The 18,790-nt window shown below is 64.9% G+C and carries 25 protein-coding genes; 8 read left to right on the top strand and 17 right to left on the bottom strand.

Annotation, left to right across the window (positions count from 1 at the left end):
* From C449_RS13000 to C449_RS12970, 7 genes are all read right to left on the bottom strand, one after another.
* Nucleotides 1-1,523, bottom strand: a 1,523-nt coding sequence (locus C449_RS13000; protein ID WP_080504936.1) for a monovalent cation/H+ antiporter subunit D family protein, incomplete at its 3' end; no start/stop codon positions are given.
* A complete protein-coding gene (locus C449_RS12995; RefSeq protein ID WP_006078490.1) occupies nt 1,516-1,872 on the bottom strand; it encodes a cation:proton antiporter subunit C in 357 nt (118 codons plus the stop codon). The genes C449_RS12995 and C449_RS13000, both read right to left, overlap by 8 nt.
* Complete coding sequence (locus C449_RS12990; protein WP_006078489.1) at nt 1,869-2,339, bottom strand: MnhB domain-containing protein; 471 nt, start codon at nt 2,337-2,339, stop codon at nt 1,869-1,871. Before C449_RS12990 ends, C449_RS12995 begins: the two co-directional genes overlap by 4 nt.
* Nucleotides 2,336-2,872, bottom strand: a complete 537-nt coding sequence (locus tag C449_RS12985; protein ID WP_006078488.1) for a DUF4040 domain-containing protein — start codon at nt 2,870-2,872, stop codon at nt 2,336-2,338. The genes C449_RS12990 and C449_RS12985 overlap by 4 nt, the downstream gene beginning before the upstream one ends.
* Nucleotides 2,869-3,189, bottom strand: coding sequence for a monovalent cation/H(+) antiporter subunit G (mnhG, locus tag C449_RS12980; protein WP_006078487.1), 321 nt, complete (start codon nt 3,187-3,189; stop codon nt 2,869-2,871). Before mnhG ends, C449_RS12985 begins: the two co-directional genes overlap by 4 nt.
* On the bottom strand, nt 3,189-3,464 hold the full coding sequence (locus C449_RS12975; protein ID WP_006078486.1) for a monovalent cation/H+ antiporter complex subunit F: 276 nt from the start codon (nt 3,462-3,464) through the stop codon (nt 3,189-3,191). Before C449_RS12975 ends, mnhG begins: the two co-directional genes overlap by 1 nt.
* Entirely contained in the window at nt 3,464-4,501 is a 1,038-nt protein-coding gene (locus C449_RS12970) for a monovalent cation/H+ antiporter subunit E (RefSeq protein ID WP_006078485.1), read from the bottom strand. The genes C449_RS12975 and C449_RS12970 overlap by 1 nt, the downstream gene beginning before the upstream one ends.
* 559 nt (nt 4,502-5,060) lie before the next feature.
* Between C449_RS12970 and C449_RS12965 the strand changes: the two genes are divergently transcribed.
* Nucleotides 5,061-5,336 (top strand): winged helix-turn-helix domain-containing protein, encoded by a 276-nt coding sequence (locus tag C449_RS12965; protein ID WP_006078484.1) that lies wholly within the window; start codon nt 5,061-5,063, stop codon nt 5,334-5,336.
* Between the two features lie 58 nt (nt 5,337-5,394).
* On the top strand, nt 5,395-5,706 hold the full coding sequence (locus C449_RS12960; RefSeq protein ID WP_049914182.1) for a hypothetical protein: 312 nt from the start codon (nt 5,395-5,397) through the stop codon (nt 5,704-5,706).
* A 172-nt stretch (nt 5,707-5,878) separates the two neighbouring features.
* On the opposite strand, the gene C449_RS12955 is transcribed toward C449_RS12960, so the two are convergent.
* Nucleotides 5,879-7,768 carry an SLC13 family permease gene (locus tag C449_RS12955; RefSeq protein ID WP_006078482.1) on the bottom strand — a complete coding sequence of 630 codons (1,890 nt, stop codon included), beginning with the start codon at nt 7,766-7,768 and terminating at the stop codon, nt 5,879-5,881.
* A 63-nt stretch (nt 7,769-7,831) separates the two neighbouring features.
* Entirely contained in the window at nt 7,832-8,809 is a 978-nt protein-coding gene (locus C449_RS12950) for a replication factor C small subunit (protein ID WP_006078481.1), read from the bottom strand.
* A gap of 141 nt (nt 8,810-8,950) precedes the next feature.
* Here C449_RS12950 and samp2 point away from each other — a divergent pair, with 141 nt between their 5' ends.
* From samp2 to C449_RS12935, 3 genes are read left to right on the top strand one after another with little or no spacing between them, the layout of a single operon-like run.
* Nucleotides 8,951-9,142 carry a ubiquitin-like small modifier protein SAMP2 gene (gene samp2, locus C449_RS12945; RefSeq protein WP_006078480.1) on the top strand — a complete coding sequence of 64 codons (192 nt, stop codon included), beginning with the start codon at nt 8,951-8,953 and terminating at the stop codon, nt 9,140-9,142.
* Nucleotides 9,143-9,178: 36 nt separating this feature from the next.
* Complete coding sequence (locus C449_RS12940; protein WP_006078479.1) at nt 9,179-9,673, top strand: redoxin domain-containing protein; 495 nt, start codon at nt 9,179-9,181, stop codon at nt 9,671-9,673.
* 41 nt (nt 9,674-9,714) lie between these two features.
* The gene (locus C449_RS12935) at nt 9,715-10,050 is read left to right on the top strand and encodes a GNAT family N-acetyltransferase (protein WP_006078478.1); all 336 of its coding nucleotides are present in this window, start codon (nt 9,715-9,717) and stop codon (nt 10,048-10,050) included.
* Between the two features lie 36 nt (nt 10,051-10,086).
* Here the strand turns inward: C449_RS12935 and C449_RS12930 are convergent, their stop codons facing one another.
* The 4 genes from C449_RS12930 to C449_RS12915 are packed head-to-tail and all read right to left on the bottom strand — an operon-like array spanning nt 10,087 to nt 12,553.
* Nucleotides 10,087-10,950 carry an SDR family oxidoreductase gene (locus C449_RS12930; protein ID WP_006078477.1) on the bottom strand — a complete coding sequence of 288 codons (864 nt, stop codon included), beginning with the start codon at nt 10,948-10,950 and terminating at the stop codon, nt 10,087-10,089.
* Nucleotides 10,940-11,806 (bottom strand): ABC transporter ATP-binding protein, encoded by an 867-nt coding sequence (locus tag C449_RS17545; protein ID WP_080504935.1) that lies wholly within the window; start codon nt 11,804-11,806, stop codon nt 10,940-10,942. The genes C449_RS12930 and C449_RS17545 overlap by 11 nt, the downstream gene beginning before the upstream one ends.
* A gap of 38 nt (nt 11,807-11,844) precedes the next feature.
* Nucleotides 11,845-12,339: an ABC transporter ATP-binding protein C-terminal domain-containing protein gene (locus C449_RS12920; RefSeq protein ID WP_006078475.1), complete on the bottom strand. Its 495-nt coding sequence runs from the start codon at nt 12,337-12,339 to the stop codon at nt 11,845-11,847.
* Nucleotides 12,340-12,346: 7 nt separating this feature from the next.
* Nucleotides 12,347-12,553 carry a hypothetical protein gene (locus C449_RS12915; RefSeq protein ID WP_152415718.1) on the bottom strand — a complete coding sequence of 69 codons (207 nt, stop codon included), beginning with the start codon at nt 12,551-12,553 and terminating at the stop codon, nt 12,347-12,349.
* A 145-nt stretch (nt 12,554-12,698) separates the two neighbouring features.
* On the opposite strand from C449_RS12915, the gene C449_RS12910 reads away from it, so the two are divergent.
* Nucleotides 12,699-13,607: an alpha/beta hydrolase gene (locus C449_RS12910; RefSeq protein WP_006078473.1), complete on the top strand. Its 909-nt coding sequence runs from the start codon at nt 12,699-12,701 to the stop codon at nt 13,605-13,607.
* 106 nt (nt 13,608-13,713) lie between these two features.
* Nucleotides 13,714-14,094, top strand: a complete 381-nt coding sequence (locus C449_RS12905) for a hypothetical protein (protein WP_006078472.1) — start codon at nt 13,714-13,716, stop codon at nt 14,092-14,094.
* Between the two features lie 44 nt (nt 14,095-14,138).
* Here the strand turns inward: C449_RS12905 and C449_RS12900 are convergent, their stop codons facing one another.
* The 3 genes from C449_RS12900 to C449_RS12890 all read right to left on the bottom strand — a co-directional run bounded on the left by C449_RS12900 (nt 14,139) and on the right by C449_RS12890 (nt 17,078).
* The gene (locus C449_RS12900) at nt 14,139-14,861 is read right to left on the bottom strand and encodes a helix-turn-helix domain-containing protein (protein WP_006078471.1); all 723 of its coding nucleotides are present in this window, start codon (nt 14,859-14,861) and stop codon (nt 14,139-14,141) included.
* A gap of 92 nt (nt 14,862-14,953) precedes the next feature.
* The gene (locus C449_RS12895; protein ID WP_006078470.1) at nt 14,954-15,637 is read right to left on the bottom strand and encodes a carbonic anhydrase; all 684 of its coding nucleotides are present in this window, start codon (nt 15,635-15,637) and stop codon (nt 14,954-14,956) included.
* Nucleotides 15,638-15,677: 40 nt separating this feature from the next.
* Nucleotides 15,678-17,078 (bottom strand): phosphoglucomutase/phosphomannomutase family protein, encoded by a 1,401-nt coding sequence (locus tag C449_RS12890; RefSeq protein ID WP_006078469.1) that lies wholly within the window; start codon nt 17,076-17,078, stop codon nt 15,678-15,680.
* A 125-nt stretch (nt 17,079-17,203) separates the two neighbouring features.
* Between C449_RS12890 and C449_RS12885 the strand changes: the two genes are divergently transcribed.
* Entirely contained in the window at nt 17,204-18,577 is a 1,374-nt protein-coding gene (locus C449_RS12885; protein WP_006078468.1) for a TIGR00341 family protein, read from the top strand.
* Here the strand turns inward: C449_RS12885 and C449_RS12880 are convergent.
* A complete protein-coding gene (locus tag C449_RS12880; protein WP_049914187.1) occupies nt 18,531-18,773 on the bottom strand; it encodes a GIY-YIG nuclease family protein in 243 nt (80 codons plus the stop codon). The two genes, C449_RS12885 and C449_RS12880, sit on opposite strands and share 47 nt — an antisense overlap.
* Between the last annotated feature and the right edge of the window lie 17 nt (nt 18,774-18,790).

Raw genomic sequence — 18,790 nt, 5'->3', positions numbered from 1 at the left:
TCTTCCGATCTATGGCTTTGGCGTTCGATGGTTGGTTCGAGGAGCTGTCCATATTCGAAGGCGGCGACGCCGAGGACGACCGCAAGGACGGCGGCCAGCAGTACCGTTGCCCGCATTCCGGACGAGACGAGGGGTGACTCGGCGTCGATCCCCTCACCGTCGGTAACGGCTGTAGCGGCAGTCGTCGTCCCGCCACTCGCGGAGACGTCGTCCGGCTCGTGGAAGAACATCCGTTCGATGATGCGAGCGAAGTACGCCAGCGTCAGTAACGTACTCGCGAGAATGACCACGAGGAGTGGCCACGACCGTGCTTCGACGGCACCGAGAGCGATGTACCACTTGCCGACGAACCCGATCGTCGGCGGGACACCGACCATGGCGAGAGCGAGCACGCCAAACGCCGTCGACTCCTTGGGAAAGCGCTTGGCGATCCCCTGATACTCATCGATCGTCCGGGCACCGGCCACGTTCGCGACGAGGCCGCTCGTCAGGAACAGTCCGCCTTTCATGATTGCGTGCCCGACGAGATGTATCACCGCTCCCGTCAGCGCAGTCCCATTGGCGACCGCGATAGCCCCGACGACGAGTCCGAACTGTGAGACCGACGAGTAGGCGAGCATCCGTTTGATCTCGCGCTGTGTGACCGCGAGCACACTCCCGAGGACGATGCTCACAGTTGCACCGGCGACGAGTGCAGTCTGAGCGAACCCGTTCGTGAAGAGGAACTCCACGGTGAACACCGTGAAGACGATGCGGATCAGCGCGTACGCTGCGATCGTCGAGACGAGCGCAGAGATGAGCGCACTCACCGAATCCGGCGCGCCGGCGTACGCGGACGGTTGCCACGTGTGGACCGGGAAGAGCGCGATTTTGACGAACAGACCGACGACGAGGAGGCCGAACGACGCTTGGACCAGCGGCGACGTGTAGCCCACGGCAGCGAGCTGTGTCGAGAGATCGGCCATGTTGAGTGTCCCCGTCGAAACGTACGCGAACCCGATCCCCAGCAGGAACAGCGACGCACCGACCGTCCCCACGAGGAGGTACTTGAGCGCAGCGCGGGCGGACCGTCCGCTCTCTCCGCTCGCGACCAGTGCGTACGCGGCCAGCCCCGTGATCTCGAGGAAGACGTACATGTTGAACACGTCACCGGTGATACTCATGCCGGACAGCCCGGCGACGAGCAGCAAGTACGTCGCGTAGAACCGATTCGATCGCGGCCCCGCGACGCGCGCGTATCCAAGGACGCCCAGAGCGACGACGGCCACCAGTACGGCCATCGTCGCGGACAGACCGTCGATGACGAGTTCGATCCCGAACGGCGCGGTGAACCCGCCGACGACGTAGCGGACCGGCTGCTCTCCAAACGCGCGAACCGCGAGGACGACCGCCATTCCCAGTTGGACGAGGGACGTGCAGACGGCGACTGGCCACCCGGTCCGTGAGCGAGCGAGTCCGGCGAGTAGTACCGCGACGGAGCCGAGGAGGGGAACTGCAACCAGTAACGCGGGGAGGTCATTCATCGGCGATCACCTTCCGGATCGTGTCCTCGTTCAGTGTGCCATACTCCTCGTAGATCCGCACGATCAGCCCCAGAGCAACGGCAGTGAGACTCACACCGACGACGATGGCGGTCAGGATCAGCACGTGTGGTAACGGGCTGACGTACGGCTCCGGTGCCGTGAGCAACGGCGGATTCCCCCCGTCCACGAACGCGGCCACGATGAAAAACAGGAAGATGCCGGTCTGGAAGATGTTCATCCCGATCACTTTTTTCACTAGGTTGTCATTGCCGATCAGCATGTAGGTGCCGACGCCCAACAGCAGGAACGACACGAGATAGTAGATCCGCGACGCCAGAAGTTCCATCACTGTGTATCCCTCACGTCGTCTCGTAGACCGGAAGCGATGGCGAAAAAGAGACCGGTTACGGTCCCCGAAACCACGAGTCCGATGGCCAGTTCGACGAACTCGATTCCGTACTTCGTGGCGTGATAGAAGCCGTACGTTCGGTACTCCAGGAACGCTCCACCGAGGAGTACCGAGCCGAATCCGGCCAGCAGGAAGGCGAGAACGCCAAGCCCGATCAGCGCCACGGGGAGTCTCGGGCCGATCCAGTCGCGGGTCGCTTCGATACCGAACGCGATACCGAGCATGAGGACGACCGTGCCCACGATGACTCCTCCTTGAAAGCCGCCGCCCGAGGAGTCCGCGCCGTGAAACATCACGAACAGCCCGAACGTGAAGACGAACGGCGTGATGACGCGGACAGTCGTCATAATGAGCGGGCTCTCGACGTACAGGGAGCGGGACTCGTCGTTCTCCAGGGAATCGCTCATCGAAACACCTCCTTGTTGAGGACGACCAAGAGGCCGACTCCCGCCGCGTAGACGACAGCGGCCTCCCCGAGCGTGTCGAAGCCACGGTACGCCGCGAGAACGGCGGTCACGGCGTTTTGCACCTCGGTTTCGTCGTAGGCGTTCTCCAAGTAGTAGTTCGTGACGTTGTCCGTCGCCACAGCCGAGTCGTCGGCACCCACTGGGGGAAGTGCGAACAGCGTCGTCGAGAGGACCACGACGAGAGTGAGTGCGACCGCCGCCGCACGGTAATCGACGTGCTCGAAGGTCCGTTCGTCGGAGGGACGGGTCGTTTTCGCGATGGTTACCAAGAACAGTACCGTCATGACTCCCGCACCGACCGCCGCCTCCGTGAGTCCGACATCGGGGGCTCGCAGGAACACCCAGACGACCGCGATACTGAGACTGTACGCACTGAATGCGATGATTGCTCCGAGGACGTCACGGAGAAACGCCGTCGCGAGCGCACAGCTCACCACGAACACGAGTAGCCCAACCTCTAGTGCTTGGATCATGACTCTTCGGCCTCCTCGTCTTCGGTCCATGGTTCGATACCCTGTTCAGCCGCTGCTCGGACGATGGCGTGTGCCGCAGTCGGGTTTGTGAGGAACATGAACAGCAAGAGAAGCACCGTTTTCAGCGTCGACAGGCTGCTCTCGAACGCTATCGCTACTGCCGCGAGCGCCAGTACCGCGCCGAGCGTTTCGCTCTTGGAAGTGCCGTGTGCACGCGTGTAGAGGTCAGGAAGGCGAACGAGTCCGACGACGGCGACGACAGCGAAGAAGACACCACCGACGGCGAGCACCAGGACGGCGATCTCTCGCAGCGTCATCAGAGTACCCCCCCACGTTCGACAGTGAACTTCGAGATCGCGATACTCAACAGGAAGTTCAACAGCGCGTACACCAGGGCGATGTCGAGCGCCCCCGTTTCACCGATGGCGGCCGCCAGTAGTGCGATCACGATAACTACATTCGATCCGATTATGTTGATCGCGATAACGCGGTCGGGCATTGTTGGTCCCCGGACGATTCGGAAGACGCCGACCAGTGAGGTGACGATGAACGCTGCGGCAGCGCCCAACAGAATGTCGCTGATCGCTACCATCACTCATCTTCCTCCGTTCCTCGGCGTTCCAACGGACTCGGAATACGTGCTACCGCACGTCCGTAAAACACGAACCGCACTGCTCGCTCTAGGGTACCGGAAAACAGCCCCTCGCGTGAGTTTCGAGTGAGTGTGTGCACCGTGAAGTGCTGTCTCGATACGTCGACGGTCAGCGTGCCTGGAGTGAGTGTGATACTGTTGGCGAGCGTCGTCACTGGGAGTGCGGACCACACCGCCGCGTCGAACTCGACCATCTCCGGATCGATCGGCAGGTCGGGGTGGAGTACGACGTAGGCGATCTCCACGTTCGCTTTTGCGATCTCGTACAGCAGATAGGGCACGTAGAGGGCGAATCGGCCGAGTCGTTTACCGGTTCGAACCGGGTGGGCAGGTGTCGTGAGCGAGATTCCCCACAGTGCCGTCGCGACGATTCCCGCGCTGATCGCCCCCGTAACGAGTTCGAACGTGGCGACTGAGCCTGCCAGCAACAAGTAAAAAACGTACGAAACGCCGAACAACGCAAGATACTGTGCGAGCGTCCCGCGTCGCACCAACAACGGGCTTCGTCGCTCTCGCTGAACCGGCGCTTCCTCGATCTCGATTCCAGCTCGGCGAACTTCGTTTTGGAGCGGTGGTAGTAACGGGGTCGTTCCGAGGGGGTTGAACCCGGGGTCGAACACGACGCAATCGAGGTCGTGATCACTGGCGTACCGGGCGAGAATGTCGGCATAATCGCTGGGACTGAACAGGTACTCCCGGGTGCCGATCATTGCCGTCTCGAATGTCACCGCCTCTACGTTCTCGTCACGATCCTCCTCAGCCCAGACGTTCACCCGCTCGAGGAGGGTTTGGGCAGTTTGCGTTTCGTCGGTCTCCGTGTCAAACGTCAGCCGTTCAGAGAGTGGATAGACGAAGTGGATCGTCGGCGACGGGCCGGTTTCGGTGGCGTGTTCGATCGCTTGGTGAACGGCATACTCGACCGTATTGCGGAGGGTCGACGACTCCGAAACCGGAACGAGTAGCCGAGAGCTAGTCAATAACGACACCTCTTGGAGAGGCTTCCCCCATGCGAACAGACGTCACTGAAATCAGCATGCAGTATCGTTCTCGACCAAACCTGTTAAGCGGTTTCTTTTTCACTGGCTTCGCGCTGTTGGCACGCCTCGATCGAACGTCTGACGAGCTGTTTGTACTGAGCGCGGCGCAGTCACTTGGGTCACGGGCAACTCGTGGCAAACATTGTGAGAACCATCGTCTGAGAACACGATCGGGTAGAATGTGAGGTACTCGAATAGCCGACGCGAAAATCGTGGCCGACGTGATGTCTGGGGCTAGACAGTAATTGTCGTGCATCCCGGACTCGGGAAGACCGGACTATCATCGAACAGTGCGCCGCGAAGTCTCTCGTCAGTTCCACGGCGCACTACCATCTCAGGGTTCGACGATCGTCCACCGTCGGACCGGATGGACTCCGTCTGGACCGGAAGCCCGGTCTCCGAACGACGATACTGTCCCTATCGCTCCTGACTCTTGGTACGTAACGGGGAACTGTTCTAATCGGTACGCTTACCATCGTTGGAAAAGTCTACGTTGGCAATGGAGGCGGTCCTGTGGTACGTGTTCGTCGGCACCCGCGGCGGCGAGAACAGGGCACGTCTCCTCCGGGCACTCGACGACCAGCCACGCAACCCGAACCAGTTGGCCGACGACTTGGATCTCGACTACACGACGGTCAGGCACCACCTGGACGTGCTCGTGGAAAACGACGTTCTCAGAAACAGCGGCGACGAGCATGGAGCGATCTATCTCCCGACGGACCGGGCGCGAACCAACTGGGAAACGGTCGAAGAAATCATCGAGCAGGTGGAGTGAGTATGGTAGAAATTAGGACAACCCATAAACCGACAGCAAACTGGACTCAGGTGAGTCGATGGACATATTAGTGACCCTTCTGCGCCTTTCGGCCACACTCAGCGTGGTGCTCTTGGTGGGTCTCATCTACGTCTGGGGTCGGAACTACCTCATCTTCCGCTCGAAGCACGCGATCGGACTGCTCGTCTTCGCCGGCATTCTCCTGGTCCAGACCACCATCACGGCGTACTTCTACACGTTCCATCCGGTGGTTTCCGGCTGGGTGGCGAACCCGGAACTCGTCCATCCGCTCCCCCTGCTCGTGATGTCTTCGGCGCAAGTTCTCGAACTCGGTGGCATCGCCTTCATCGCGTGGATCTCGTGGGATTAGCCCGGAACTGGAATCGAGAGCAAGAGAGTAGTCGTCGATGTCTGCACTGGACTCAGTACCTCACAGCGCGCACCAATCGACCGCTTCTTACTGAAATCGAGGATCGGATTCTCACCTGTGACGATATCGAGATCGAGGCTGTGGAAAGCGATTGCGCCGGTATGACACCCGTTCAAACGCCCCAGAGCGCGGCGATCCCGAGAACCGTCACGACCGACAGGACGAGTTGTAGCGGCGCGCCCACGCGAGCGTAGTCGGTGAACCGGTAGCCGCCGGGGCCGTACACGAGGAGATTGGTCTGGTAGCCGACCGGCGTCATGAAGTCGGCGCTCGCCGCGAACGTCACCGCGAGCACGAACGCGAACGGGTTCGCGCCGATGGTTCCGGCGGTCGCCACCCCGATCGGGATCATGAGGACGACGCTGCCGGCGTTGCTCACGACGGCTGTCGTGAGCGCGGTGATGACGTAGAACACCCAGAGCACGCCGAGCGCCGGGAGGTACGCGGCTGTCTCGGCGACCAGTGCGCCGATCAGCGCCGCTGTACCGGTCCGGTCGAACGCGATCCCGAGGGGAATGAGCCCCGCGAGCAGGAATATCACGTCCCACTCGACCGCGTCGTAGAGCTCGTCGGGGTCGAGCACGCCGCCGAGCACCATCGCGATCACGCCGCCGAGCGCAGCAACGAGGATGTCGAGCACGCCGAGCGCTGCGAGGCCTACCACCCCGAGCACGATCCCGACCGCGAGCGGGAGCTTGTCGGTCCGGTACCCGCGGTCGGCGAGTTCGCGCGCGACAATCACGTTCGGGTCGGCCGCCATCCGTTCGAGGGTTTCGGGGGCCGCGTGGACGAGTAGGGTGTCCCCGCGATCGAGAACGAGACCTTCGAGCCGGCGGTGGAGGAGTTCGGTCCCGCGCCGGAGCGAAAGGAGGTCGACGCCGTACTCGCGCCCCAATGATGTCTCGACCGGCCGCTTGCCCACGAACGACGAGCCGGTCGGGATCACGAGCTCGACGAACGTTCGTGAATCACGGGCCGTGGCGACGCGCTCGGTTTCGCCGTCCGCTACGTCCGCGGCCGCGCCGCTTGCCGGCCCGCCGAACGTAGCTTCGGTCACGTCGGTCGCCGCGATCGAGAGTCCCCGTGTCCCGGCGAGGCGCTGGATGCGCTCGACGCCCGCGCGGACGATGAGCGCGTCGCCGCCTTCGACGGTGGCTCCGGACGATCCCTCTATTTCCTCGTTGCCGCGGAGCACCTGGACGACGGCGATCTCGGGCGGGAACGCCTCGTCGATCGTCGTGATCGTTCGGCCCACGAGGGGTGAGTCCTCGGCGACCACGACTTCGGTAAGGTACTCACTCATCTCGTACTCCGCCAACAACCCCTCGTCAGGAGCGATCCGTTCGGGGATGAGCCGGTGGCCGACGAGCAGGAGGTAGCCCGCGCCGGTGAGAAAGACGATCGCGCCCAGCCCCGTGAACTCGAACATCGAGAACGGCCGGCCGAGCAGCCGTGCGGAGACGTCGCTCGCGACGAGGTTGGTCGAGGTCCCGATCAGCGTCAACATTCCGCCGACCATCGAGGCGTACGAGAGCGGGATGAGGAGTTTCGACGGCGACGTGCCGCCCTCGCGCGCGAGATCGGATACTGCCGGGATCAACATGGCGACGATCGGCGTGTTGTTGAGAAATCCCGACGGGATCCCGGCGACCGACACTACCGAGAGAAGCTGTCGTCGTTCGTCGCTCCCGGCGAACGACGCCATTCGCTTGCCGAGTTGCTGGACCGCGCCCGTGCGGCTGATCCCCGCGCTCAGGATGAACATCGCGAGCACCGTGATCGTGGCGTCGTTCGAAAAGCCCGCGACGCCCGCCTCGACCGAGATCTGGGTCCACGGTTCGAGCACCATCAGCGCGACCATTACGATCAGCGCGGTGACGTCGACCGGGACGCGTTCGGTCGCGAACAGCGAGAATGCAAGGAGGGTGATCGCGAACACGACCAGCATGTCGGCCGTGACTGGGGGCAACTGCGCGGGCATCATGACACCACCGAACGACATACCGTGTGCCACTGGTGGTGGGTATATGGCTCCTGTCGTCGACGGCGTTCGTTCCCCTGACCGCTACTCCGCTTCGAGCGCGAGCGCGGCGAGCAGCGCCTCTAACTGGAGGCGTTCGTTCGCGCCCTGGGTGATTCGGTAGTCGGTCTCGCCGACGCGCTCTAGCAGTCGAACCGTGGCCGCGTCGTCGAGGTCGAAGTCCCACGCCGAGCGGTGGAGTTGGTCAATGACGTCGCCGCCACCGAGTCCGGCGTCGGTCAGGAGGTCGTCGAGTTTCGCGCGCGCAGCGGTGAAATCGCCGTCGAGCGCGCGCTCGACCATCGCCTCGATCTCCTCGGGGCGCGCGGTCGCGGTGATCCCGTACACCGCTTCGTCGTCGACCGCGCCCTCCATCGTGGCCGCGGCCTGGAGGCCGTTCAACGCCTTTCGCATGTCGCCATCGGCGGCGTACACCAGCGCGTCGACGCCGTCGTCGGTCACCTCGATCCCCTCGTTCTCTGCAACTCGTCTGATGTACTCACCCACAGCCTCCTCGGCGAGCGGCCCGAACCGGAACACCGCACAGCGGGACTGGATCGGATCGATGATCTGACTGGAGTAGTTACACGAGAGGATGAAGCGGGTGTTGTTCGCGAACTGCTCCATCGTGCGGCGGAGCGCCGACTGGGCGTCGCTCGTGAGCGCGTCGGCCTCGTCCAAAAAGATGATCCGGTAGTCGTAGCCGCCGAAGCTGGTGCGGGCGAAATCCTTGATCCGATCCCGCACGACGTCGATCCCCCGCTCGTCGCTGGCGTTGAGTTCGAGGAAGTTCTCGCGCCAGTCGTCGCCGTACACCTCGCGGGCGATCGCCATCGAGCTCGTGGTCTTCCCGACGCCGGCCGGTCCCGAAAACAGGAGGTGGGGCAGGTCGTTCTGGGCGACGTAGCTTTCGAGGCGACCAACGATGTTCTCGTGGCCGACCACGTCCGCGAGCGTCTCGGGGCGGTACTTCTCGATCCAGATCTCGTCCCGGCCGGCCGCCCCAGTCGCGCTCTCGCTCATACCGACCGGATGACCGGCCCGCTCTTAAGCCACCCGAGACATCGACGCGGGAACGAACAACGACGCAGGAACGGACGGCGACGCGGCAACGATCGACCACGGCGGCGACACGCTCAAGACCGCTCGCGGGCTGGCTCGGATATGATCACGGTCGACATCGCTGGCGACGAAACGCACGAACTCGACGTCGAGGGAACGTACGCCGACCTGCTCGACGCCGTCGGGCTGGGGCCACACGAGGCAACCGTGCTGGTCGACGGCCGTCCCGTCCCGGACGATCGCCCGATCGACGCCGACCACGTTCGGGTGCTCCGGCTCATCAAGGGTGGGTGACCAAACGGCTTTGCCGCCTGCCCTCCAACCGCCCCCATGTCCATCGCGCGACTCGATTTCGAACTTCCGAACGCCGGTGCGGGACCAGACTCCCTCTCCCTCGACGCGTTCGCCGATGATCACGACGCGATCGTGCTCCTCTTTCAGCGCGATTACCACTGCGGCAACTGCAAGGACCAACTCCAGGACGTCGCGGAGCGCTACGACGAGTTTACCGAGCGCAACGTCGCCGTCGTCTCGGTCCTGCCCGAGCCGAAAGCTCGCGCTCGCGAGTGGCAGGAGTCGTTCGACCTTCCGTTTCCGCTGCTCGCGGATCCCGATACTGAGGTCGGCGACCAGTACGACCAGCCGACCCGGTTCGGCGCGCTCGGCGAACTCCACGACCTCGTCGGACGGATGCCCCAAACCGTGATCCTCGACACCCGCAACGACGATCTCGACGCCCACTCGATCCACGAAGGCGATTCGCCAGCCGACCGTCCGTCGATCGACGCCATCCTCGGCGAACTCGACGACCTGCTCGCGGCGTGATAAGGGTTCGCCCGGCCCGAACCGACGAACTCTCGGCGGTGATGGGCGTGCTGGACGGGGCGGCGCTCGCGGTCGATGCGGAGACGGTTCGTGCAGCGATCGATCGAGAAGTGGTGCTGGTCGCGGTCGCCGACGACCGGGTGCTCGGCGCGTGCGTTCTCGACGGCCGCGAGATCACGACGATCGCCGTCCGGCGCGCACGGCGTGATCAGGGGATCGGTACGGCGCTGGTTGAGGCGGCCGGGGAGCACCACACGGGGAACGACGACCCCCTCGTCGCGCGGTTCGACGCTCCCGTTCGTCCGTTCTACGAGGCGCTCGGATTCACGATCGAGCCGGCCGACGAACCCGGACGGTTCCGAGGCCGACGCGACTGAGAGCGTTCCACCGATCCTCGCTCCGGCTCCCCGACGCTACTCGTAGGTGTGCGTGTACCCGCCGTCGAACAGCAAGTCGCCGCCGTTCAGGTGTTTCGCGTGGCGGGAGAACCCGAAGACGAACAGGTTCGCCACCTCGGCGGGCGTCATCATCTCCTTCGTTCGCGCCTGGCCGAGCATGACGTCTTCGACGACCCTCCGCTCGTCGATCCCCCGCTCGGCGGCGGTGTCCTCGATCTGGTTCACCATCAGCGGCGTCAGCACGTAGCCGACGCTCACCGAGAAGCCGCGGAGACTCCCCTCTCCCTCGGCGGCGATCGAGCGCATCATCCCGTGGAGGGCGTGTTTCGCGGTGATGTACGCCGCCTTGTCCTGAGTCGCGTAGTGGCCGTGGACCGAGGACATGTTCGCGATCGCGCCGACGCCGTCGTCGGTCGCCTCGATGTGGGGGATGGCGTGTTTCGCGAGCAGGAAGGGCGCGCGCACCATTACCGACTGCATGAAGTCATAGCGCTCCATCGGGAAGTTCTCGATCGCGGCGATATGCTGGAGCCCGGCGATGTTCGCGACGTACCGGAGGTCGCCGTGCTCTGCGGCCTCGTCGACGGCGCGTTCGACCGCCTCGTCGTCGGTCAGGTCCGTCGGTGCGGGGACGAACTCGCCCGGAACCCCGAGGTCGTCGGCAAGGTCCGCGGTCGCATCGAGGCCCTCTTCGTCGATATCGAGCCCCACAGTCGTGAGACCGTTCGCCGCGAGCGCGAGCGCGGTCGCCTCGCCGATCCCCGAAGCCGCCCCGGTGACGATCGCCACGGTGTCGGCGGTGAAGCGGGGGTCCTCGAGCACGAGGAGGTCGTCGGTGGTCAGTTCCGGTTCGTCGATCTCGAAGTCGTCAGTGCTCATTTCGTTGTCTCCGTTGCGTTGTTTCCCGAGTACGTTGCATTCGTACTCGGTGAGTGGTCGATGCCTCGATACTCCTGCGGCCGTTCGTCGGCCGACCTGCTCCCGCTTCCGATCGGCCGACGGATCGAGGTCGGTTCGTGATCATGGTACTGTTCGGTTCAGCGGCGTCGTTCGAGCCGGCGAGCCGTCCACGAGGCGACCGTTCCGCCGACTCGATCCCGGAGCGTGCCCAGCAGTCCGTTCGGAACGTAGAGCACGGAGACCACGAACAACAGCCCGAGGTAGAGGGTAGCGTGGCCATTGAGAAACGCCTCGATCGCTCCCTGAACCGTGACCCCGCCGACGAGCTCGGTTCGTCGACGAGGAGATCGTTCCCGCCGACGAGCCCGCGCGCGATCGCGAGTATCTGCTGTTGGCCGCCCGAGAGCGTTCCCGCCTTCCGATCACTGAACCGTTCGAGGTCCGGGAACGTCTCGAAGGCAGTCGTCCGGGCGCGTTCCGTCTCGTCGGCGGGCGCGGCGATCCGGACGTTCTCCGCGACGGTGAGTTCGGAGAAAATCCGCCGTTCCTCGGGAATCCAGCCGATGCCCTGTCCCGCGACCCCGTGGGTTCGCCGCTCGATAAACTCCATGTCGCGATATCGAATCGATTCCTCGCGCGGCGAGGTGAGCTGGAGGATCGAGCGCAGCGTCGTGGTCTTTCCGACGCCGTTGCGCCCGACGAGCGCCACCACCTCACCCTCTTTCACATCGAGCGAGACGCCTTCGAGCACGTGGCTCTCGCCGTAGTAGGTGTGGACGTCACGGAGGGCGAGCAGCGGCTCCGATCCATCGTCGGCCGTAGTGGCTGCTCCGATCGCCTCACCATCTGCCGAGTCCGGCTGCGTGTCGGCGCTCACGCCGCGCTTCCCTCCGTGTCGGTTGCGTTTGTCTCGCCCGTGTTGTCCGCATCTGGCTCGTCCCCACCGAGATACGCCTCCTGGACGGCGGGATCGTTCCTGACGGTCTCGAGATCGCCGTCGGCGATGATCGTCCCTTGATGGAGGACGACCACCCGATCGGAGACGTTCATCACGACGTCCATGTTGTGCTCGACCAACAGTACGGCGTGATCGTCGGCCACGTCGTCGATCAGCGCGATGATCTCGTCGACGCTCTCGCTCGACACGCCTGCGTTAGGTTCGTCGAGCAGGAGGACGTCGAGATCGCCCGCGAGCTCGATCGTTCCGGCGGTAGGTTCGAGCGCGCCGGTCAGCAGATCGCAGAACGTGGTCTTGCCCGCGCCGTTCGGCCCGATCAGCGAGCAGAGTTCGTCGCCGAGCGCGAAATCGACGTCATCGACCGCGATTAGCCCCCCGAACTGCTTCGTGAGTCCTCGTGTCCTCAACATGGGGGACTCAGAGCGAACAGCCCATCTCGGAGCTACTCTCGGGAATGATGGTCTGATCCGCCGGGACGCTCGCGATCGGGTCGCTCGGCTTGATCGCCGCGTCCCAGCTGTCGTTCGGGACGCCGTTGGCGAGCGTCATCTCCGAACGCGCTTGATTGTTATAGCGCTGGAGAGTGTATGCACCTTCGTCCTTCGGCGTATCGGTGACGGTCATATTCATGACACATGGTACGATATCTCTTTCAAAGTGTCAACCCCGATGTTCACATGTTAATCCACCTGACCACGCCGATCTGCGTGGACGTGCATGCTAACATGTGAACCACACTCTATTCGGTGTCTGGGATTGCGGTGTCAACATGGCGCTTCAGACTCACGACGTGGCGGCGCGCGACGGTCTCTCGCTCAATCTCTGGGAACGGTCCTCCGACACGAACGACGGCGAGGCCGTGCTCTTCGTCCACGGTAGCATTACCTGCGCCCGGGCGCTGTTCGCCCCGCCGGTCACGGGCGACGACTCGTACTCGTGGCTCGCCGCCCCTGGAGAACGGGGTCGCACGTCGTTCGCGCTCGACATCCGGGGGTACGGCGACAGCGACCGCCCTGCAGAACTGTGCGAACCACCCGAGGAAAACGGCCCGCCGGTTCGTGCGGACCTCGCCGCGAACGACGCTGCCGACGCGCTCGGGTACGTTCGCGAGCGGTTCGACACTGTGCACCTCGTCGGCGTCTCGTGGGGGACAAATATCTGCGGACGGCTGGTCGAGCGTGATGATCCCGCTGTGGCTTCCTTGGTCCAGTGCGCGCCGGTCTACCGGACGCCGTACGACGTCGAAGACGGCCTCGCGGCGCTCGGGCTCGACCCCGACCTCGACGCGTACTACTACCAGGACCGCGCAACCGTCGAGAGCCGGCAAGGTGAGGACACGGACGCGCTGTTCGAGGCGATCTGGCGAACGCAGATCGAGTCGAACCAGGGTGTCGACGAGAACCGGTACATCGCTCAGACGGGCGCGCTCGCGGACTTCGCCGACTGCTGTGCCGACGATCCGCCGTACGACGCGGTGAACATCGACGTCCCGACGCTCGTCGTTCGCGGCTCCGACGACGAAATCTCGTGGCGCGCGGACGCGACCGCACTGTACGACGAACTCGGCACTCCCGATGCAGAGTACCTCGAACTCGCGGGCGCGGACCACTACGCCATGCACAGCGAGCGTCGCCGCGCGCTCTACGACGCCGTGAACCGCTTCCACGACCGGACGTGAAGTGCTGCCGGAGGGTGCGGTGTGCAGTGGTCGGTACGTTCCGCCGACACGATACTGTCGCTTTCGACGGACGAACGCTTTTTGCGCGTTCCAATGTACGAACGTCATGGTCGACCTCCCGTGGAGCAGGGGCGGCAGGGAGACCGGAGAGGATGGCACCGACCCAGTTGAGGAACACGCCGACGCCATCGTCGTCTGTGCGTTTCAGGACGGAACCCTGTCCGTGTACGAGGATCGGGTGGTTATCGAACGCGCCGGGCGCTCGAAGTTCGACGACAAGACGATTTCGAGTGACGAGATCCGTGGGGTCGACTACTCGGAGGGAATCACCATCGGCTACCTCCAGATAGAACAAACCGGCGTCGAGGTCGACGCGGGCGGGCTGCTCAGCGATCCGGTGAACGAGAACACGCTCCATTTTGGTCGGGGGAATCGCGAGTGTGCTCGGGAGGCCCGCGAAGAGATACTGGGGCAAGCCCGAGCCTGATCTACAGGCCTGCCGCGAAGCGATCGTCTCTCAAACCAGGTGAGTCAGTTTGGCGATTCCGGTCGTTCGTCGAGGTCGTTTAGCGCGTCGACCACCCGCGAGAGCACGCGTTCCTGGCCGCGCCGGAGGGTGTTCGAGACCGCGGGCTTCGAGACGTCGAACTCGTCGGCGAGCGCCCCGAGATCGGCGCTGCGCGGGCGGTCGAAGTAGCCACCGTCGACGGCGGCTTCGAGGGTCTGGCGCTCGGTTTCGGAGAGGTCACGGCAGCCGTCCACGAGCGTCATCGCCGCACCCACCGACTGGACGTAGCCGCCCATCTCGGGGAGGCCGATCTCCTCGCGCGCCTCGACCGCGAACTCGTTGTCGGCTTCCAGCGCCGACAACGCGGCCTCGGCAGCCCCCTCGCCGTCGAACCCCACCTGCCAGCGCTCGCTCCCCGATTCGATGTGGAACGGTCCGGTGACGTAGCCGTCGTGATCGCGGATCACGCCCATCGCGTTCGTGGTCGGGATCGTCGAGCGGATCCGGGCGACACCGTCGCGTTTGGCCACCAGCTCGTACTCGTGGATCTGGTCGTGTTCGCGGAGCGTCGCGAGGCCGCGATCGAGGGTTGCGCGGTCGCCACCGTCGACCACCATCCTGGTTTCGAGCCGTTCCACTGTGCGGTCGAACTCCCAGTTGAGCGTCGAGAACGCCACGTCGTGATCGTCGGTCGTGGCGATATACGGACAGTCGTACTGCTCGACATCGAGAGTGAGATCGATCATGGCCCGGTCCTATCACTCACGATTTTTCGTTCGCCCGCAAAACGTTTTCGCCGATTCGTCCGCCGTGATCGTGTGGCGGCTTACGCCCGCACTCAGTACTCCCACCGCCGCTCGATCCGTGCGGCGATCTCGGAATGGATGTCGCGCAGCGCGTCGACCTCGGTCTCGCCGTCGACGTTGACGACGTGGACCTCGCCCCGACGCTCGGCGTAGACGTCCTGAAAATCGTAGACGACGCCGACGACATCGACGCTGTCGGGGACCGCTTCGCTCTCGAGGAGCGCCGCTACTTGGCGGTCGACGTTGTACTCGACGAGCTGGTTGATGGCCTCGGTGCGACTCACGTCCGCGGGGAGCGCCTCGACGCCCGCTTCGAGGTGTGGTGTCAGCAGTCCGATAGCGTGTTCGATCCCAGCGGGCTCGCCGGCTGCGTCGCCGGTGATGGCGTCGTACGCCGCGGTGACGGCTCCACAGCCGGTATGGCCGACCACGACGGCGGTCTCGGTGCCGGTGTGGGCGATCGGGTACAGGACATCTCCCGAGACGACCTCGTCGGCGTCGGTCCGCTGGCATACTCGATTCCCGATGTTGGCACAGGTGAAGACGTGTCCGGGCTCGTCGTTCTCCCACATGTGATCCTGGAGAACGCGCGAATCGGAACAGCAGACCGTGACGACTGCTGGGTGCTGTGAGTCCTGTACGTCGTCGAATCGCGATTCGAATTCCTCGGCGTGATCGGCGTTTCGCTCTAGTAGGTCGACAACCGTCTGGTTCATGACTGTCCGGAACCCGCTCGTGGAATATACTTCTTCGGTCCTATACGAGCGGCGCGACGAGGTCCCGGCCGGCGTCGAGCAGTTCGTCGACCCGTCCCTCACTCTCGGCTTCGGCGTACACCCGAAGGACGGGTTCGGTCCCGCTCGGCCGAGCCAGCAGCCACGCACCGCTCTCCAGCAGGATCTTGAACCCGTCCTTCGTGACCACCTCGGCGACCGACTCGCCTGCGACCCGCTCGGGCAGCTCCCCCTCCAGATCGTCGAGCACGCGCGCCTTCTCGTCGTCGGGGCAGTCGACGCTGATCTTCGCCTGGCGGATCGCGCCGTGCTCGTCGAACAGCCGGTCCACCCGGTCGTCGAGCGGTGTTTCCTGTGCGGCGGCCGCCGCGAGCAGCGCCAGCAACACGCCGTCCTTCTCGCGGACGTGGCCGCGGATCGAGAACCCGCCCGACTCCTCGCCGCCCATCAGGGCCTCGGCCTCGCCCATCGCCTCTGCGACCCACTTGAATCCGACCGGTGTCTCGATCACGTCCTCGTTGTGGGCCTCGGCGATTCGGTCGATCAGGAACGTCGTGGAGACCGTGCGGACGGCCGGGCCAGCGTCCGATTCCAGGAGATAGTCGTAGATCGCGGCGAAAAACAGGTTCTCGTCGAGGTAGCCCCGCTCGGGCGTGACGACTGCGAGCCGGTCGGCGTCGCCGTCGTTCGCGATTCCGAGGGCGGCGTCACCGGTCCGGACCCGTTCTGCCAGCTCTGCGAGGTGCTCGGCGCTCGGTTCCGGCGGTGTGCCGCCGAAGTCGTCGCGCTGCTCGCAGTGGAGTCGATCGACGTCCGCGCCCGCTCGTTCGAGCAGCGCGTCGGTCACGTCCCGGCCGCTGCCGCACATTGCGTCGTAAGCCACTGTTACGCCGTCGAGGAAGGCGTCACCGCGTGACGCACCCGCTCGATCGGCCACGAGGTCGAGCGCGTGGTCGGCGTGTGAATCCACGAAGTCGATCTCCTCGACGGTGCCCCACTCCGCTTCCGGAAGTGGGTCGGGATCGGCGAGACACTCCTCGATCCGCTCGGTGACCTCGGGGAGCGCGGGCGCGCCGTCGTCGGGAATGAACTTCACGCCGTTGTATTCCGGTGGGTTGTGCGAGGCAGTCACCATCAGTCCGCCCGCGAGGTCGCGGTCGACGATCGTCCACGCGAGCAGCGGGGTCGGGCGGTCGCGTTCGGGAAGGAGGACGTCGAAGCCGTTGGCCGCGAGCACGCGGGCGAGTTCCTCGGCGAACCCACGGGAGGTCTCGCGGGCGTCGTAGCTCACCGCCACCGGCGCGTCGTGGCCGGCCTCGTCGAGATAGGTGGCGACCGCCTGACCGACCATCCGCACCCGCGGCGCGGTGAAGGTGTCGAGCGTCGCGCGCCAGCCGTCGGTGCCGAACGAGATCGCATCCATGCGTTGGCTGTCCGCCCCGTGAACAAAAGTCCCCCGTCAGACGCGGCCGCCTCACGGCTATCGAGCAAACGGCACAGCGGCCTTTGCCAACGACTATTCGGCGGGGACTCACACTCCCGCTATCGATGCGGCTCATCAAGCTCATCGTCCCCGACGACGAGCGCGAGGCGGTCCTCGACGTGCTCCGCGAGGAGAACATCGATCGCGTCGTCACCCGGGAGGCGAGCGAGCGCGATTCGTCGACGCTGGTAGAGTTTCCCTTACCGACCCAGGCGGTCGGGTACGTCCTCGACGAACTCCGTGAGGCGGGGTTCGACGACAGCCGCTACACCGTGATCTCCGGCGCGGAGACCGCGAAGACGGCCAACTACGTCGAACTCGAGGATCGGTTCGTTGCGGGCGTCGAGGAGGACGACAGCGTCGCCCACGAGGAGATCCGTGCGAAGGCGCTCGACATGCACCGCAACCCCGTGACCTACTACGCGATGACGGTGTTCAGCGCGGTCGTCGCGGCCGCCGGCCTCCTCCTCAATTCCGCGGCGATCGTGGTCGGTGCGATGGTGATCGCGCCACAGGTGGGTTCGGCGATGATGACCAGCGTCGGGATGGCGCTCAACGACCGGAAGCTGATCGGACTCGGACTCCGCTCACAGACCGGCGGGCTGGCGGCAGCGATCGTCGCCGCGATCGTCCTCGGGTTCGCCCTCGAAATCACCGGACTCGTCCCGACGGGCCTCGACGTCGCGAACGTCGCGCAGGTCGCCCAGCGCACCTCACCCGGACTGCTGGCGTTCGCGGTGGCGGTCTGTGCGGGGGCCGCTGGCGCGTTCGGGCTCTCGACCGGACTCTCGGAGGCACTCGTCGGCGTGATGATCGCGGCCGCGCTCATTCCCGCCGCTGCGGCGGTCGGGATCGGGGTCGCGTGGGGCTTGCCCGCGGTCGCGCTCGGCGCGCTCGCGCTGCTCGTCGTCAACACCGTCACAGTCAACCTCTCGGGCTTTCTCGCGCTCGGCTATCTCGGCTACCGGCCGGGGACGTGGGGCGACGACAGGGGCCGTCGGCGGTTCGCTCCGGTGGCGATCGCGCTCGTGGTTCTGGTCGCCGTTCTCGCCGTCTCGGGGCTCGGACTCCTCGCACAGGTCCAGTTCGATCGCGCGGTCAACGACGCTGCCGACGACACACTCGCCGAGGAGCGGTACGGAGCGGTCGAACTCGAAGATCTCTCGGTCGAGGTGGTCGGTGCGGACGTGCTCGGCGGGCAGCGTTCGGTCGTCGTTGCCGTGAGCAAACCCGCCGACCGGTCGTACCCGAATCTTCCACAGGCGCTCGCGAGCACGATCGAGGACCGGACCGGAACGTCGGTGGCGGTCGAGGTCACCGTTCGGGATCGTCGGACGTTCGATCCCGACGCGTCGGCTCACCGCGCACAGATGCCCGTCGAGCGAGTGTCGTTCACTCGCCGAGCAGCGATTCCTTTGCCGCTCGTGAGAGGCGCTTGATCGCGTGCTCCCGGGAGAGCGCCGCTCCCTTCTCCGCGAACGTCTCGACGTGGCGGAGTTCGACCGGCGTCCGGCCGCGGGTGTACTTCGCGCCCTCGCCCGCGTTGTGTTCACGCACGCGCCTGCCGACATCGGTGGTATAGCCGGTGTAGAGGCTCCCGTCGTCACACTCGATCACGTAGACGTGATGGGACACGCGATCCGCTTGGAGGG

The organism is Halococcus saccharolyticus DSM 5350 (genome assembly GCF_000336915.1).
Taxonomy (GTDB): Archaea; Halobacteriota; Halobacteria; order Halobacteriales; family Halococcaceae; genus Halococcus; species Halococcus saccharolyticus.
This window is presented reverse-complemented; position numbering and strand designations above follow the sequence as displayed.